Here is a 15,048-nt window from a genome sequence, read left to right on the forward strand (position 1 = left end):
TTTTCTGGATCTGGTGTTCCAGGTTTTTCTGGATCTGGTGTTCCAGGCTTTTCTGGATCTGGTGTTTCTGGACCTGGTGGTGCTAAATGATTCAATTTGTTTAATACTTCTAATTGAACTGCATTTATCATTCCATTTGTAATTTCAAATGGAATTGGATTAGTTAATTTTTCATATCCCTTTGGTGCTTCTACTTCTACTAGTGTGTAGTTACCTACAGATAGATCTGTGATTTTTGCCTTTCCATCTTTATCTGTTGTTACTTTCACTACTACTTTTCCCTTTTCATCATGAACTTCAAACACAGCTCCTGATAAGACTTCCTTGCTTTCAGCGGCCATTTTTGTAATCTCCACTGCACCTTTGTCTAACTGTTCGTTCTCTACTTTCAATGATAAGACTTTTGTCATACCTTTTGTAATTTCGAATGATACTGGTTCCGTTAACTTTTTGTAACCTGGTAAGCTCTTCGTCTCTACTAATTTGTATTTTCCTACTGATAGATCTGAAACGTTTGCTTTTCCTTCTTTATCCGTCGTTACTTTCGCAACTACTTTGCCTTTTGAGTCACGTACTTCAAATACAACATTTTCTAATGGTGCTTTACTGTCTTTATCTATTTTTGTGATTTCTACATTCCCCGTATCTACCATTTCATTTTCTACAGTGAACGCTAAAGATTTTGTCATACCTTTTGTAATTTCAAATGGTACAGGCTTTTCTAATTTTTTGTAGCCTGGTAAACGCTCTACTTCTACTAGCTTGTACTTTCCTACTGATAAATCTGAAACTGTTGCTTTTCCAGCTTTATCTGTCGTTACTTTCGTTACTACATTGCCTTTGTCGTCTTGTACTTCAAAGACTACACCTGCTAACGGTGCCTTATTATCTTTATCTATTTTTGTAATTTCTACATTTCCCGTATCTACCATTTCATTTTCTATTTTTAATGATAGAACTTCTGTCATACCTTTTGTAATTTCAAACGATACTGGTTCTGTTAATTGTTTGTAACCTGGTAAGCTTTCTTTCTCTACTAATTTGTACTTTCCTACAGATAAGTCTGAAATGTTTACTTTTCCATCTTTATCTGTCGTTACTTCTGTTACTACTTTGCCTTGCTCATCTTGTACTTCGAAGACTACGCCTTCTAATACTTTTTGGCTATCTTTATCTACTTTTGTGATTTCTACTGAACCTTTGTCTAACTGTTCATTCTCTACTTTTAATGATAAGACTTCTGTCATACCTTTTTTAATTTCGAATGATACTGGCTCTGTTAGCTTTTTGTAACCTGGTAAGCTTTCTTTCTCTACTAATTTGTACTTTCCTACAGATAAGTCTGAGATTTTTGCTTTACCATTTTTATCTGTTTTTACTTCTGTTACTACTTTGCCTTTGTCGTCTTGTACTTCGAAGACTACGCCTTCTAATACTTTTTGACTATCTTTATCTACTTTTGTGATTTCTACTGAACCTTTGTCTAACTGTTCATTCTCTACTTTTAATGATAAGACTTCTGTCATACCCTTTTTAGTTTCGAATGATACTGGCTCTGTTAGCTTTTTGTAGCCTGGTAAGCTTTCTACTTCTACTAGTTTGTAATTCCCTACAGATAGATCTGAAATTTTCGCTTTTCCTTCTTTATCTGTCGTTACTTTTGTTACTACTTTGCCTTTTTCATCTTGCACTTCGAATGTTACGCCCGCTAATACTGCGCCACTTTCTTTGTCCACTTTTGTAATCTCTACTGAACCTTTATCTAACTGTTCGTTCTCTACTTTCAATGATAAAACTTTCGTCATACCTTTTTTGATCTCGAATGATACTGGTTCTGTTAATTGTTTGTAGCCTGGTAAGCTTTCTTTCTCTACTAATTTGTACTTTCCTACAGATAAGTCTGAGATTTTTGCTTTACCATTTTTATCTGTTTGTACTTCTGTTACTACTTTGCCTTGCTCATCTTGTACTTCGAAGACTACGCCTTCTAATACTTTTTGACTATCTTTATCTACTTTTGTTACTTCCACATTTCCCTTGTCTAACATTTCGTTTTCTACTGTTAAAGCAAGAGATTTTGTCATGCCTTTTTCAATTTGGAAAGTAATCGGATCTACTAATTGTTTATACCCTTTTGGTGCCTTTACTTCTACTAACTTGTATGTGCCGACTGATAAATTAGTAACTTGTGCTTGTCCTTTTTTATCTGTCGTTATTTTAGCGACTACTTGTCCTGCTTCATCTTGAATCTCAAATACTGCATCAGCTAAAGCATCTTTATTTTCTTTATCTACTTTTGTAATTTCTACATTTCCTGTATCCACTAATTCATTTTCTACTGTTAGCTTTAGCGCTGTTACTCTACCCTTTTCAATTTCGAATGAAATTGGCTTTTCTAGTGGTTTGTATCCTGCCGGTGTTTCTACTTCTACTAACTCATACTTTCCAATAGGTAAATCTGAAACGTTTGCTTTTCCTTCTTTATCCGTCGTTACTTTTGCAACTACTTTTCCTTTTGAATCACGTACTTCAAATACAACATTTTCTAATGGAGCTTTACTATCTTTATCTATTTTTGTTATCTCTACATTCCCTGTATCCACCATTTCATTTTCTACTTTTAATGATAGAACCTCAGTCATGCCTTTTTTAATTTCAAATGATACTGGTTTTTCTAACTTTTTATAACCAGGTAAACTTTCTACCTCTACTAATTCATACTTTCCTACAGGTAAATCTGAAACATTTGCTTTTCCTTCTTTATCTGTCGTTACTTTCGTAACTTCCTTACCCTTTTCATCTTGTACGATGAATGTTACTCCCGCTAACGGTGCTTTATTATCTTTATCTATCTTTGTTATCTCTATATTTCCCGTATCTACCATTTCATTTTCTATTTTTAATGATAAGATCTCGGTCATACCTTTTGTAATTTCAAACGATACTGGCTCTGTTAATTTCTTATAGCCTGGTAAACTTTCTTTCTCTACTAATTTGTACTTTCCTACTGATAGATCTGAGATTTTTGCTTTACCATCTTTATCTGTTTTTACTTCCTTTACTACTGTTCCAGCTTCATCTTGCACTTCAAAGACTACGCCTTTTAATGCTTTTTTGCTGTCTTTATCTATTTTTGTAATTTCTACTGAACCTTTATCTAACTGTTCATTTTCTACTTTCAACGATAGGACTGTTGTCATACCTTTTGTAATTTCGAATGATACTGAATCTGTTAGCTTTTTGTAGCCTGGTAAACTTTTCGTCTCTACTAATTTGTACTTCCCTACTGATAAATCAGAGATTTTTGCTTTACCATCTTTATCTGTTTTTACTTCTGTTACTACTTTGCCTTGCTCATCTTGCACTTCGAAGACTACGCCTTCTAGTACTTTTTGGCTATCTTTATCTATTTTTGTAATTTCTACTGAGCCTTTGTCTAACTGCTCATTTTCTACTTTTATTGCTAAAGCTTTTGTCATACCTTTTTTTATTTCAAATGGTACTGGTTCTGTTAGCTTTTTATAACCTGGTAAGCTTTTTGTCTCTACTAATTTGTACTTTCCTACTGATAGATCTGAAACGTTTGCTTTTCCATCTTTATCTGTTACTACTTTTCTTACTACTTCATCTTTCTCATCTTGGACTTCAAATTCGACACCCGCTAATACTGCTCCGTTTTCTTTGTCCACTTTTGTAATTTCTATATTACCTTTGTCTACCATTGCATTTTCCACTTGTATTGGGAATATGCCGTCCCCTGTTACATTTACTTCGAACTCTGCTTCTTTTAATTGGTAGCCTTCAGGCGCTTTCGTTTCTTTTAAAATATATTTCCCTGGTGCTAACGGTTTAGAGATTGCCTTACCATCTTTATCTGTAACAATATGTTCGACTACTACACCGTCTTTTACTATATCAAACTCTGCATTTGCTAATGGTTTTTCACCATTTTCCGAATCAATTTTCTTTACTTCAATTTGACCCTTTTGCATAGTATTTTTAATTTCAATTGTTTTTGTTTCTCCAGCTTGAAGTGTAACCTCTACTGGTTCTTTTAATTTTTGATATCCTTCTGGTGCTACTGTTTCATAAACTTTATACGTTCCAGGAGCTAAAGTTTGAGGTACTGAAAAACCTTTTTCGTCCGTTTTCAGTTTTGCAACAACTTCGTTTGTACTATTTCGAACTTCAAATTCGGCACCTTTTAACCCTTTGTTCGGATTCTCAGAATCTATTTTATGAATCGATACTGTACCGTCTTTTGGAGCTTCAGGCGGCGTAATAGTTACTTCTTTTGATGTTAATGTTTTATCATCAAAATGTAATTCCGCTTTATTAGGAATCTTCTTATCTACGTAAGAAGATAAGTCTGCATTATTTTTAATTTTCGCCTTGATACTAAGATTGATTCTCTGGTCTTCATATGACTTATAGTCAAAATTCTCACTAAACGTAAATGTTACTTCACTTCTTTGCTTATCTATCTTTAACGTTCCTTTAGAAGTAATATCTTGGCCATTTTGATCATACACTTTTGCCTCTAATACTTCTAAAACATCTTCTAAATCATCACGAATTACCATTGATGTGTATTTAGGAGGATCGTTTGGTATATGTGTACCAACTTGGTATTGAATCACTTGATCCATTTGTGTTAGCTGCTCATTCTCTACAAGCTTGCCATTCTCATCAACTATATTTTTTTCAATACTAGGTGGATTATCGTCACCTGAACCGGTTCCCCCTCCACCACTTACGAATACTTGTCCTACTTTTTCTTCAGTTTTAATATTTTTACCTTCTAATTTCACAGTATTTTTATGAGGCTTTGCAGAAGGATTAGTAATCTTTGTTTTATATCTTAAAATATAACCTTTTGAACTGTCTGGAAACTCAATTGTAAATCCAGCCTTTGTTGCATTAATTTTAATGTTAGATAAATCTGCTGGCTTAATATTTGTTGGTGCATAACCATCTTCAAATACAGCCTCTTCTAATACTACGCTGTCTGTAATTAACTCATGCCCAGGTCCTAATGTATCTGTTAATTTAAGATCTTGCATTTCTGTTCCAGTTGCATTTACATATACAAGCCAATCAGCAATCGAAGGATCTTCTTGATTATAAGAACCCCATTTCAATAGATTATCTGTATTGGGCTGTGGCTTCGGTCTCTCTGTCGTATTACTTACATTTACTTCTTTATTGACGATTTGACCATCAACGTTAAATTCTAATGGAATTTCTTTAACACCATCATATGCTTCTAGACCAAAGTAGAATTCTACGAATAAAGAACCTTTAATGTTATTCTTTCCTTCTACGTAATCCCCCATAGTACACGTTAATAGACCCTTTTTCATCTCACATGTACCAACTGTTTTTCCTTCAGCATCTTTTAAAGGAAAACTCATATTCATAAGGTCTTTTCGAAACTCTTTTGGCATATCAATTGTGAATTGATCTCCACTTTTTATTTTTTCTTTAGCTGACCACTTCACTTCTACTTTCATACCATCTGAGGCTTGATACGGTTCAGATGTCGTGCCATCAGTACGGGAAATATTAATTTCGTCCACTGGACTTTTCATCACAGCAGCTTGAATAACTGGAGCCCACACATTCAGCACTGAAAATAATACTAGAAAAACTAATGAAACCATTGAAATATGTCTTTTAGTACTTTTCATTTGCATAGTTCCCTCCTATTTTTTATATTTATATAACAAAAAAAGACCGTCCGGTTGCATCAAAAATGTGCAACCAGACGATCTTAGTAACCAATATGTATTACCGTAGACTCTAAGCTTTGCGGCCTATCCTTTCGAATAGTGTGCTAAAAATATCTTTTATTCTTTTTTTGTTTCATTTTCCTCTTAAACCAAATATTACTATACCGTCTGGACGGTTATAATTCAATACTCTATAAAATTGTTCTATTTTTCTAATAAAAAAAACAATTCACCACTACATTAAAGAAGCAATGGTGAATTATTTTCGCATTATATAGTTCGCATATTCTATTTATATGAATTACTAATAAGAGCTTGAATCACTTTTTCTCTTAACTCGGGGCTTAGTCTTCCAACCCCTAAATATTCCGAATACCATAATCCATCTGCTGCTAATCTAATAATTGTTGCACAAACTGCATCTATCTCATCGTTTTCTATATTCTTTTGCAGTTGCTGAAATGATTGTTGTAATGGCTCAAGTAATTCAGGTTTTAACATGAATGCTGCCATCATACTACTAGATAACTCTTCTGTTCTTCTCTCATTATTTAATCTTTCCTCTACAAAAGAGCGAACCCATCTCCCTTTCCTCTCTGAGTCTTCCGCTACTTTATTGTAAATGGCCCCTTCATAATCCTCTACCCCTCTGACTATCATACCTTCTATTAAAGCTTCTTTATTTGAAAAGTGATACAATAATCCACCTTTACTTACACCCGCCTCTTTTGCCACTGCTTCTAAGGTTAATTTAGCAACCCCTTTACATTGCACAATTTGAGAAGCGGCCGCCAAAATCTTTTGCCGCGTTATGCTTATACTCATTCCTTTTTAAAACCCCATTTCTACTAAATTTATATAAATACGAATCTTATTTTTAATATTGTTGATTACTACTAAGTATTTTCTTTATACAACAAAAGCTTCATTACCTTTGAATTTTTAGTTACTTATTCTATTAAAAATTTCCATATCATTCAATATGATAACATTAAACACACAAAGCTGACTATACATCTATACTTTTGTATTTATTGAAAATATATCCATTAATAAAATTTACCAATTTAGTCCTTCTTATTACCTTATAAGACGGCAGTAATTCTTTCAGCACTAAATAAAAAATGTTATTACTCCCATTGAATTGAGTAATAACATTTCACTTAACAAATTCGCTGCCAACTAGCATCCTTCACATCTTCACTAGTCGGTTTTCTAACTAATCCAATAAAACATTCCTCGCAAGCACCAAATACAATAAAATTTTTCTGTGCTTGTCTTAACGAGACTTCATTTGCACCGCCTTCAAAGTCAGGATTGTTAAACTGTACCTCATCATCTTCCCAGTAACATATATTACAAATTTCATATGTACCTGGTGGTTCTTCTTCTATTGTTCTATACCCGCAGCACGGACATGTATATTTCATTCTGTTACTCCATTATTCATTTCTTTTTTCTCCCATATATTCCGGCCCATAAAGAATGTAACAGCGCAAATCATAGTTATTACCATGAAAGTAGTATTAGAATCCTCATATGTAGTTGGAATTCCAACCGTTACAGAAACAATACTAAAAGCTAAAAGTAAATATAATAATAAAGATAGAATATAGCTTAGTCTAAATCGTAAAATGATACCTCTAAACAATAGCTCACCAAGTAGACAGCCACCTAAAATAATAGGTACTCCGAAATACAATGTAAGGACTCCCATTTGCGCAGTAGATTGAATTATCTTTCCAATTATGTTCGGCGAAACCAGCTCACTATTGTTTCCCATCCTATCATATAAATCAAGTGCTGTTGCTGAAATAAAGAAACTTAATATAGAAAATGAATACGGTATTAAAAATTTGCTCACTCTCATTCACCTCGCTTGTTTCTTTACATATATTATTCATTATTTTCGCATAAAAAAATAGCCCGTCTTCCGCGAAAGACGAGCCGTTCCACTTAATTCTCACTTAACTTCTTCTTATACCAATCCTGCATTCTCTCCGCATCTTCTACTCTCGTATGCTCTATTTTGTAACTAGATGATGCACTCGAAAACTTATACGTACATAAATCCGCACGGCGCTGGAAATATGATTGTGTCTTCTCCATTGATTGGACGTGTCTTCTTCTAATAAGTCCTGTATATTTTCCGACGCTACGATAGACAAGTGTAATTTGTTCTCCGTTAACACTGTAACCATTTGTTTTAAATGTTGCGTATCCAAGTGTAAAGATAAGGATTGCGAGCGGTAATAATGCCCACATGATGTAATACTTTTCAAAGTATATGCTTATTCCAGTAAGCGGGATTGCGAGCATAGCGAAAAAGATGAAACTATCAATGAGATAACGGCGCAATGCTGCTTTTGGTAACGAAGTAATATTTGCATTCAGTTCGTATGGTAATTGTAAATGCGCGAGTAACTGTTGCACTCGATCTTTTCGAATGATAGGATGCAGTGTAACTTTTTCTTTTTCGTCATCCGTTCCCTTACTTTGAATGACTTCTACTTGCACAGCACAATAACCGAACGGTTGGCGTAAAATACCTTCTTTTATCGTAATCCCTTGAATACGGTGCAATTTTAGTACGAGTTCTTTTTTCTCCAGTAATCCTTGCGAAATACGGACTTCGTCATTTCTTCGATTCACTGTAAAATCTCCATGTTTTAGCGCATAACCAATTGTCGATATAATCCACGAAAGGACGAGCAAAATAGCTATCATCAAAATCCAGCCATATATATCATGTTCCATTACATACGACTTTACGCTATTCTCTATCCATTTCGGAATGTACTCATCTACTTGGTGATACACAAAAAAGATTAATGAGAATAACAATCCAAATTGACCAGATGTAACAGAGGCTATTAAAATCTCTTTCCACGTTAATTTGTATTCTCTCGCTTGTTTTTCCTCTGTAATAATTTCTTTTACTTCTACTTCTTCTAATGTTTTTTCTACTTTCAATTCTGAAGCCGACTCATTTAACATTGCGATAAGCTCTGTCGCTTCTTCTACCGTAATTCCAGCTAAGCTAACTTCTGCTTCATCGCCTCCGCCAGCTGTTTCAATCTGAATTTTTTTCAAACCGAGCATTTGATATAGTACGTTAGAACTTGTATTAATCGTTTGAACACGTTCTTTATTTAAGTAGCTCTCCTTTTTCACAAAGAGACCTTGTTTCACATGTAATACGTTATTTTCAACCCAGTATGTTGTGTAATACCATTTTTCAAACGCTGAAAAGACGGTGAGTAAACCGAATGCAGCGGGAATTAAATACCAAAACGGGAACTTTCCGTTTAAGCTAAACATGAAAATAATGAGTGGTATAAAGTCTGTTATTTTTAACTCTAATAACATCGTGATTGGATGCTGCCTTTTATACATCCTCATCACTCACTTTCGCTAATTCTGCGATTTTCGTTTTCAACATTTCAGCTTCATACATCGTTAAACCTGGGATGCTATGGGAAGTTGCTGCTGTTGAAATGTGTAATTCTGCTAATCCGTATTTTCTCATAATTGGCCCTTGTTCAATCGTTACGTGCTGTACACGAATCATCGGCACTAATACGCGCTTAACAACGAAAAGGCCATGCTGAATTTCAAGTTCTTCTTCATTTAGTTGGTAGCTGTAATAACGTTGACGTAGTTTCGGAAACGTAAAGTAATCAAACGGTGTATATACGATTGTTAATCCGATGAGCACATAGAAAATCCAAGCCCACCAATTAAACTTAATCATAAAGAAAAGATATGCAAAAATGACTATAATACTGATTCCTAGCTCAATTAAAGAACGCGCTTTCCACACCTTGACCATGTCAGGGTGAATTTCATTTTTCAATGGATCCATGTAACCACTCCAAATCTAGTAATCTAATATATGAATACTCTCAATCTATATTTTACGTAACTTTACAGAAAATTGGAATTTAATCTTCTTTCTTCTCAGGAATAAAATATCCGAACCAAAGTAGCCAAATGAAACCGATTAACTTCATCCAATTTCCATCCGCTTGAAAAGCTTCAATCATACCTGGTATTTTATAAACCCCAATAAATCCAAGAAAACCGAGCCACCAGTTTTTTTGCATTTTCATTTTTACTCCTCCTTCATTACGTTTTTCACATTTCGAATCCAAATTTCTTTATACTTTAACTGGAATCCCATGAGCATATAGTTGCTCATATTATCGATCACGAGCGCTAGCGTATGAGCATTTTCTTCCGTTTCATGTTGTGACACAACGCCCAGTCTCGCGCCTTTCTTCAATAAATCATGGAAACCATGCAAAAAATCCTCTTGTATTTCAAATAAACGTTTCTGATACTTTTCATTTCGCGATGCAGTTACGATAAATTCATTGATAACGCGTAGTATTCCTTCTTGCCCTTCATACTCAGAGAGCATATGTAAACCATCTGCGATTAGCTTTTCTGCAAAGTTTTCTTTCGTATACCGCTCTTCATTAAAGTATTTTGTAAAATGATAATCAGAAAAAATCTCTTCAAATAAAAAATCAACTAACGCTTCTTTAGAAGAAAAATGATAGTAAATAGCCGGTTTTGAAATACCTACCTCTTTCGCAATCATGGAAAGACTCATCTTCTCAATGCCGTGTTCTGCCATAAGTTTAAATGATGCCTCTACAATGTTCTGCGATGTTTGTAAATTCTTCGTCATACTGTACCTCACTTATTTTTACTTACCGTTCGGTAAGTGAATTATAAAACAAAACGAAATGATTTTCAATTTAGTTAGCGCTACAGAAGGTATTTATTGGAAAATACAGAAAGTTATAAAGTAAAAGCAACATATAACAATAAGGAGGATATCATATGGGACTTGGTGGTAATGGCGGTAGTGGTGGTAATGGCGGCGGTGAAGCGGGACAAGCTGGTAAGAGCGGATTTTCATTAATCATTGTACTTTTTATCGTATTGATTATAGTTGGAATTAGCTATATCGGACTTAGCTTCTAAGAAAAGGCGTCCTACATTACATATGTAGGACGCCTTGTTTTTAATCCCTATTCAGCAATCGCATACGATAGCAATTCATCGTCACTTCTCCAAGCCTTTGCAGTAATTGATAGTTCGCATATGCGCCGACTGGGGCACCGATTACTGGTACGAGCTGAAGCATTTTCGCTAAATCAATATAGTCTCGGTACTCTGTTTGGAACTTTTCCCAGTCCATATGATTTTCTTTTTCTGTATCCCACGTTTCGATTGCTTTCCATATTTCTTTTCTGTGATTATCACTTGAAAAGGCAAGTTGGAAAACGTGAAGGATAAAAAGACGCTCTTCTTGTTTACTCGTATCAAATCCGTACAATGTCGCTGCATCGAATAAAAATTTAATTTTAATTGTAAGTAAAAGCGGAAAGTCAGCAAGACCGAGGAGAATACCACCAGCTCCAGTCCCTGCTCCTTCTGCCGCTGCTATTTTTTTGTACTCATCCATTTTTTTACGAACTTCATCGTCACGTCTTTGCAGTGACCATGTCGTCTCTTTTAGCTTCGGCTTTATAAAGTTTGACCCGGCGCTAATCGTTTGCACCATCATACGAATCGTCTCTGTTAGTACCTTTTGTACTTTCGCCGGAATGAGCTGTTGCACCTTCGTCTGCACTTTTTTGGAGAACCGTGTCATCATAGAAGAATCTTTCATGAATGTAGCTTTCCACTGCTCCAATTCTTTTATAACCTTCTCTTCGTATGTAATCATAGGTTCATTCCTTTCAATTTAAACGCTCAATGCGCTTCGCCCCGTATTGGTAAACGAAACCGATACTAAATAATATGCTTACGATAAGTAAAATTCCTGTCATCATGAAATCTTTCGTTGCTAGTGCAAATATAATTGTAAATATAACGCTACCTGTAATAAGAATTGCATTTAATAAAGTAAGAAAATCTTTCTTCTTCTCTTCTCCGCCTACTGGGTACAAATCAAGCCAAATTTTCATGCGGTGATGTTTCCATAAAGTTAATAGCTGATAACCGATTAAGTATAGGAAGATAAGGCTTACGATAAATCGTCCATATAAAAACGGAATGAAGTAAAGAATAACTCCGCCTAGAGCGAGCAGGCGCACATATAATCCAAAATAGTTACCTGATCTTAAAAATGTTCTCGTATATAAGTATAAATATGTACGCTTTTCGCCGATTATCGAAAGAATGAAATCCAGCCATTTTCGGCGAGATACTCTTTCTTTTAATGCTGGTACATCAACGAACATATTCGCGATGCGGTACAGCAGCATCATCTTCTTACCTTCTTCGGAAATTAAATACTCCCAGTTTAGTGGCTTTCCTTTGACCATTTGATGCATGATAGCAAGGTATAACACCATGAGAAGGACGATTCCACCAATGAAAAGAACTGAAGTACGTTCTACAAGGAAATATACAAATAAACCGTTTAGGATAAAACGAATAAACCAATCAGCCCTTTGTATATTTTGATCTGTTAAAAATGACTTTTCCCACGCTACAAATAAATTCCACGCTTTTACAATGACAAATGCGAGTACGATCCATATGTAGCCAGCTCCTGTTTGCTTCATTTGTTGGAAGTATAACGGAGCAAGCGCGGCTGCTACGATTGCGATTATGTATAACTGAATCATAAATGTAAAAAGAAATGCCTTTGTGAAGTAAGGTTTTAACTTTTCTTCAACTGGCAGTAAGTAAACGAGATCCGCTTCTTTTAATAATGTTTGAATGGATCCAGCCGTTAACACGAGTCCAATTAATACTGCCATTACGAGCGCAGTTGGAAACGAAGTTGTTAACGTTTGTAACCATTGCTGGTAATAATACGCTCCCGCACCGATGATGAACACGAAAATAAATTTCAAATGATCATTAAATACGTATTTACTATATGTACGAACTTCTTTTAGAAAGTGACGAAATCGTTCTTTCCATAACGCTGTGCTATTCATAATCTTCTTCCTTTGTTAGCGCGATGTAAATATCATCTAACGTTGCACCTGGCATATTAAACTGTGATTGCAGTTCAGATAGCGTTCCCTTCGCTCTTACTTCACCTTGATGCAAAATAATGAACGAATCACAATAACGCTCTGCCGTCGCTAAAATATGTGTGCTCATTAAAATACCGGCACCACTCTTTTTCATTTGGTCCATCATTTGAAGAAGGGATTGAATCGCTAACGGATCTAATCCAACGAAAGGTTCATCTACTATGTAAAGAGATGGCTCCACTAAAAATGCGCTCATAATCATTACTTTTTGTTTCATCCCTTTTGAGAAATGAGATGGAAACCATTTTAAACGATTTTTCATACGAAACTCTTGTAGTAGTTGTCCTACACGTTCTTCATATTGTTTTTCATCCACGCCATACGCCATAGCTGTTAATTTCAAATGCTCTTCTAACGTTAATTCATCATATAATACCGGCGTTTCCGGAATAAATGAAAAGCTAGAACGGTACGCTGTCATATCATCACGAATTGTTTTCCCATTAATTGTGACAGTTCCTTTTTTCGGTTCCATTAAACCGATAATATGTTTAATCGTCGTACTTTTACCAGCTCCATTTAAACCGATTAAGCCGACAAGTTCGCCTTTATTAACAGAGAACGAAACGTCTTTTAATACAGGTCGTTTCGTATATCCTCCTGTAACATTTTCTACACGCAATAACTCGCTCATACGACACCACTTTCTTCATTAGTATTCATTCTATATTCATCTTACCAAAAATTATGCTGTACTACATAGTATCCATGTACTCAAAAAAAATTTTTAAATTTATTAGCATATAATTTCCCGAAAGCGGACATCATAATTATTGAAGAAGGAACACATTGAAAAAGCAACCACCAATTGATGAGTACAACAACATAGTGAAGTCATCATGAAATGGGGTGTCCAAGTTGGACAATGAAATTTACACATAACCAGATCATTTGTTTCATTTTCGAAACGGGGTGTCTCTGAAAGAGCATATACTGTTTTAAAAAATAAACAATTTCATTTTAAAAAAGATTGCAATTCATTTCACTTGAAAATGGGGTGTCTACGGCAGAAACTTTAGCCGATTTACCGTGCATTTCTTAAATAAATGAGGTGTCTGCGAAACGTAAATTACGATAATGCTTTTTCAATCCCTCTTCAGAAAACAGGAAGCTGAGTCAGCTTCCTGTTTTTCGTGTTTGTTCTCTTATGTAATTATGGTAAAATACGGCTAAGGATATTTGAAAGGATGAGATCAATGAATCATACAGCAGACAATTGTATTTTTTGTAAAATCATTGACGGGCAAATCCCTTGCTCAAAAGTATACGAAGATGAACATGTGCTTGCATTTTTAGATATTAGTCAAGTAACAAAAGGACATACTCTTGTTATTCCGAAAGTTCACAAACAAGACATTTTTGCGTTAACGCCAGAAATCGCATCACATATTTTTTCTGTCGTTCCAAAAATCGCAAATGCGATTAAAACAGAGTTTAATCCAGTTGGCTTTAACCTACTTAACAATAACGGTGAAAAAGCTGGACAAACTGTGTTCCACTTCCACCTTCATTTAATTCCACGCTACGGTGAAAAAGATGGTTTCGGTGCTGTTTGGAAATCACACCAAAATGAATACACTATGGAAAATTTACAAAACATCGCAAGTACAATTGCAAATAGTGTGAAATAATGACACTATAAGAAGGCGTAATACATAACAAGCCACTTCCCTGAAGTCATCAAATTCCGCATGGCTTGTTTCTTCACCTAAAATGCTCAGGGATGATTGTTTGTGCATAGCACATATAAGAAAGATATGCATATTTTTTCACATCATGAATACGAACAAAAAATAAGGAGGTCTCCTTTTATGTCAAAAGCTAAATCCTTTATTACAGGTGTTATTTGCGGCGGAGCAGTTGCTGGACTAGCCGTTCTTTTCTCAACTCCTTCTTCTGGTAAAGACATGCGCGGCAAGTTAAAAGAAAAAGGAAATGATATTAAAAAGACTTTAGCTGATATTACAGCTGATACGAAATTATTAAAGCGTCAAATTGTTGAAACTGCTTCAGAAGGTAAAGAAGTGTTTCAAGAACTAAAAGATGACATGCAAGACACGCTTTCTAATTGGAAACAAGATATTTCTCAAAACAAGCGCCATATTGAGAAAGAAATTTTGGACATCCAAAAGTCAATTGAGAAACTGCAAGAAGCTGTTCCAGAAAAAGCGTAAACAAATTCCTGCTTAGTTTTTTGCATATAACAAATATTTTTTATATAAATTGACCTTGACACGGCATATCGT

Annotated in this window: 14 protein-coding genes and 1 riboswitch; of the genes, 3 read left to right on the forward strand and 11 right to left on the reverse strand. The window is 34.9% G+C overall.

Going from position 1 to position 15,048, the window contains the following annotated elements; all coding sequences use genetic code 11:
* From BLT20_RS02505 to BLT20_RS02540, 8 genes are all read right to left on the reverse strand, one after another.
* Window positions 1–5,696 (reverse strand): SpaA isopeptide-forming pilin-related protein (locus BLT20_RS02505; protein ID WP_256331948.1); only part of this gene is annotated, 5,696 nt, incomplete at its 3' end.
* Between the two features lie 59 nt (window positions 5,697–5,755).
* Window positions 5,756–5,848: riboswitch (cyclic di-GMP riboswitch) on the reverse strand.
* 172 nt (window positions 5,849–6,020) lie between these two features.
* Complete coding sequence (locus tag BLT20_RS02510; protein WP_000028021.1) at window positions 6,021–6,557, reverse strand: TetR/AcrR family transcriptional regulator; 537 nt, start codon at window positions 6,555–6,557, stop codon at window positions 6,021–6,023.
* Between the two features lie 338 nt (window positions 6,558–6,895).
* Complete coding sequence (locus tag BLT20_RS02515) at window positions 6,896–7,162, reverse strand: CPCC family cysteine-rich protein (protein WP_000877842.1); 267 nt, start codon at window positions 7,160–7,162, stop codon at window positions 6,896–6,898.
* Entirely contained in the window at window positions 7,159–7,602 is a 444-nt protein-coding gene (locus BLT20_RS02520; RefSeq protein ID WP_002025431.1) for a hypothetical protein, read from the reverse strand. Before BLT20_RS02520 ends, BLT20_RS02515 begins: the two co-directional genes overlap by 4 nt.
* An 86-nt stretch (window positions 7,603–7,688) precedes the next feature.
* Window positions 7,689–9,128 carry a PH domain-containing protein gene (locus tag BLT20_RS02525; protein WP_000278223.1) on the reverse strand — a complete coding sequence of 480 codons (1,440 nt, stop codon included), beginning with the start codon at window positions 9,126–9,128 and terminating at the stop codon, window positions 7,689–7,691.
* Complete coding sequence (locus BLT20_RS02530) at window positions 9,121–9,597, reverse strand: PH domain-containing protein (protein ID WP_000371345.1); 477 nt, start codon at window positions 9,595–9,597, stop codon at window positions 9,121–9,123. Before BLT20_RS02530 ends, BLT20_RS02525 begins: the two co-directional genes overlap by 8 nt.
* A gap of 79 nt (window positions 9,598–9,676) precedes the next feature.
* Window positions 9,677–9,844, reverse strand: a complete 168-nt coding sequence (locus BLT20_RS30415) for a hypothetical protein (RefSeq protein ID WP_000783813.1) — start codon at window positions 9,842–9,844, stop codon at window positions 9,677–9,679.
* 2 nt (window positions 9,845–9,846) lie between these two features.
* Window positions 9,847–10,428 carry a TetR/AcrR family transcriptional regulator gene (locus tag BLT20_RS02540; protein ID WP_000164838.1) on the reverse strand — a complete coding sequence of 194 codons (582 nt, stop codon included), beginning with the start codon at window positions 10,426–10,428 and terminating at the stop codon, window positions 9,847–9,849.
* 155 nt (window positions 10,429–10,583) lie between these two features.
* On the opposite strand from BLT20_RS02540, the gene BLT20_RS02545 reads away from it, so the two are divergent.
* Window positions 10,584–10,727 carry a YjcZ family sporulation protein gene (locus BLT20_RS02545; RefSeq protein WP_000522759.1) on the forward strand — a complete coding sequence of 48 codons (144 nt, stop codon included), beginning with the start codon at window positions 10,584–10,586 and terminating at the stop codon, window positions 10,725–10,727.
* 40 nt (window positions 10,728–10,767) lie between these two features.
* Here BLT20_RS02545 and ecsC read toward each other — a convergent pair whose 3' ends face one another.
* From ecsC to ecsA, 3 genes are read right to left on the reverse strand one after another with little or no spacing between them, the layout of a single operon-like run.
* Window positions 10,768–11,475 carry an ecs operon protein EcsC gene (ecsC, locus tag BLT20_RS02550; protein WP_000634143.1) on the reverse strand — a complete coding sequence of 236 codons (708 nt, stop codon included), beginning with the start codon at window positions 11,473–11,475 and terminating at the stop codon, window positions 10,768–10,770.
* Window positions 11,476–11,488: 13 nt separating this feature from the next.
* On the reverse strand, window positions 11,489–12,700 hold the full coding sequence (gene ecsB / locus BLT20_RS02555; protein ID WP_001089133.1) for an ABC transporter permease EcsB: 1,212 nt from the start codon (window positions 12,698–12,700) through the stop codon (window positions 11,489–11,491).
* Complete coding sequence (gene ecsA / locus BLT20_RS02560) at window positions 12,693–13,436, reverse strand: ABC transporter ATP-binding protein EcsA (protein WP_001292603.1); 744 nt, start codon at window positions 13,434–13,436, stop codon at window positions 12,693–12,695. The genes ecsB and ecsA overlap by 8 nt, the downstream gene beginning before the upstream one ends.
* Window positions 13,437–13,998: 562 nt before the next feature.
* On the opposite strand from ecsA, the gene BLT20_RS02570 reads away from it, so the two are divergent.
* Window positions 13,999–14,433 (forward strand): HIT family protein, encoded by a 435-nt coding sequence (locus BLT20_RS02570; RefSeq protein ID WP_001016841.1) that lies wholly within the window; start codon window positions 13,999–14,001, stop codon window positions 14,431–14,433.
* A 180-nt stretch (window positions 14,434–14,613) separates the two neighbouring features.
* Window positions 14,614–14,976, forward strand: a complete 363-nt coding sequence (locus tag BLT20_RS02575; RefSeq protein ID WP_000030302.1) for a YtxH domain-containing protein — start codon at window positions 14,614–14,616, stop codon at window positions 14,974–14,976.
* Window positions 14,977–15,048: the final 72 nt, after the last annotated feature.

Source organism: Bacillus sp. cl96, assembly GCF_900100505.1.
Classification (GTDB): Bacteria; Bacillota; Bacilli; order Bacillales; family Bacillaceae_G; genus Bacillus_A; species Bacillus_A cereus.

Coding starts and splice junctions, on each gene's coding strand:
- BLT20_RS02510 (WP_000028021.1), bottom strand. CDS start 6,557: ATGAGTATAAGCATAACGCGGCAAAAGATTTTGGCGGCCGCTTCTCAA.
- BLT20_RS02515 (WP_000877842.1), bottom strand. CDS start 7,162: ATGAAATATACATGTCCGTGCTGCGGGTATAGAACAATAGAAGAAGAA.
- BLT20_RS02520 (WP_002025431.1), bottom strand. CDS start 7,602: ATGAGAGTGAGCAAATTTTTAATACCGTATTCATTTTCTATATTAAGT.
- BLT20_RS02525 (WP_000278223.1), bottom strand. CDS start 9,128: ATGTATAAAAGGCAGCATCCAATCACGATGTTATTAGAGTTAAAAATA.
- BLT20_RS02530 (WP_000371345.1), bottom strand. CDS start 9,597: ATGGATCCATTGAAAAATGAAATTCACCCTGACATGGTCAAGGTGTGG.
- BLT20_RS30415 (WP_000783813.1), bottom strand. CDS start 9,844: ATGAAAATGCAAAAAAACTGGTGGCTCGGTTTTCTTGGATTTATTGGG.
- BLT20_RS02540 (WP_000164838.1), bottom strand. CDS start 10,428: ATGACGAAGAATTTACAAACATCGCAGAACATTGTAGAGGCATCATTT.
- BLT20_RS02545 (WP_000522759.1), top strand. CDS start 10,584: ATGGGACTTGGTGGTAATGGCGGTAGTGGTGGTAATGGCGGCGGTGAA.
- ecsC (WP_000634143.1), bottom strand. CDS start 11,475: ATGATTACATACGAAGAGAAGGTTATAAAAGAATTGGAGCAGTGGAAA.
- ecsB (WP_001089133.1), bottom strand. CDS start 12,700: ATGAATAGCACAGCGTTATGGAAAGAACGATTTCGTCACTTTCTAAAA.
- ecsA (WP_001292603.1), bottom strand. CDS start 13,436: ATGAGCGAGTTATTGCGTGTAGAAAATGTTACAGGAGGATATACGAAA.
- BLT20_RS02570 (WP_001016841.1), top strand. CDS start 13,999: ATGAATCATACAGCAGACAATTGTATTTTTTGTAAAATCATTGACGGG.
- BLT20_RS02575 (WP_000030302.1), top strand. CDS start 14,614: ATGTCAAAAGCTAAATCCTTTATTACAGGTGTTATTTGCGGCGGAGCA.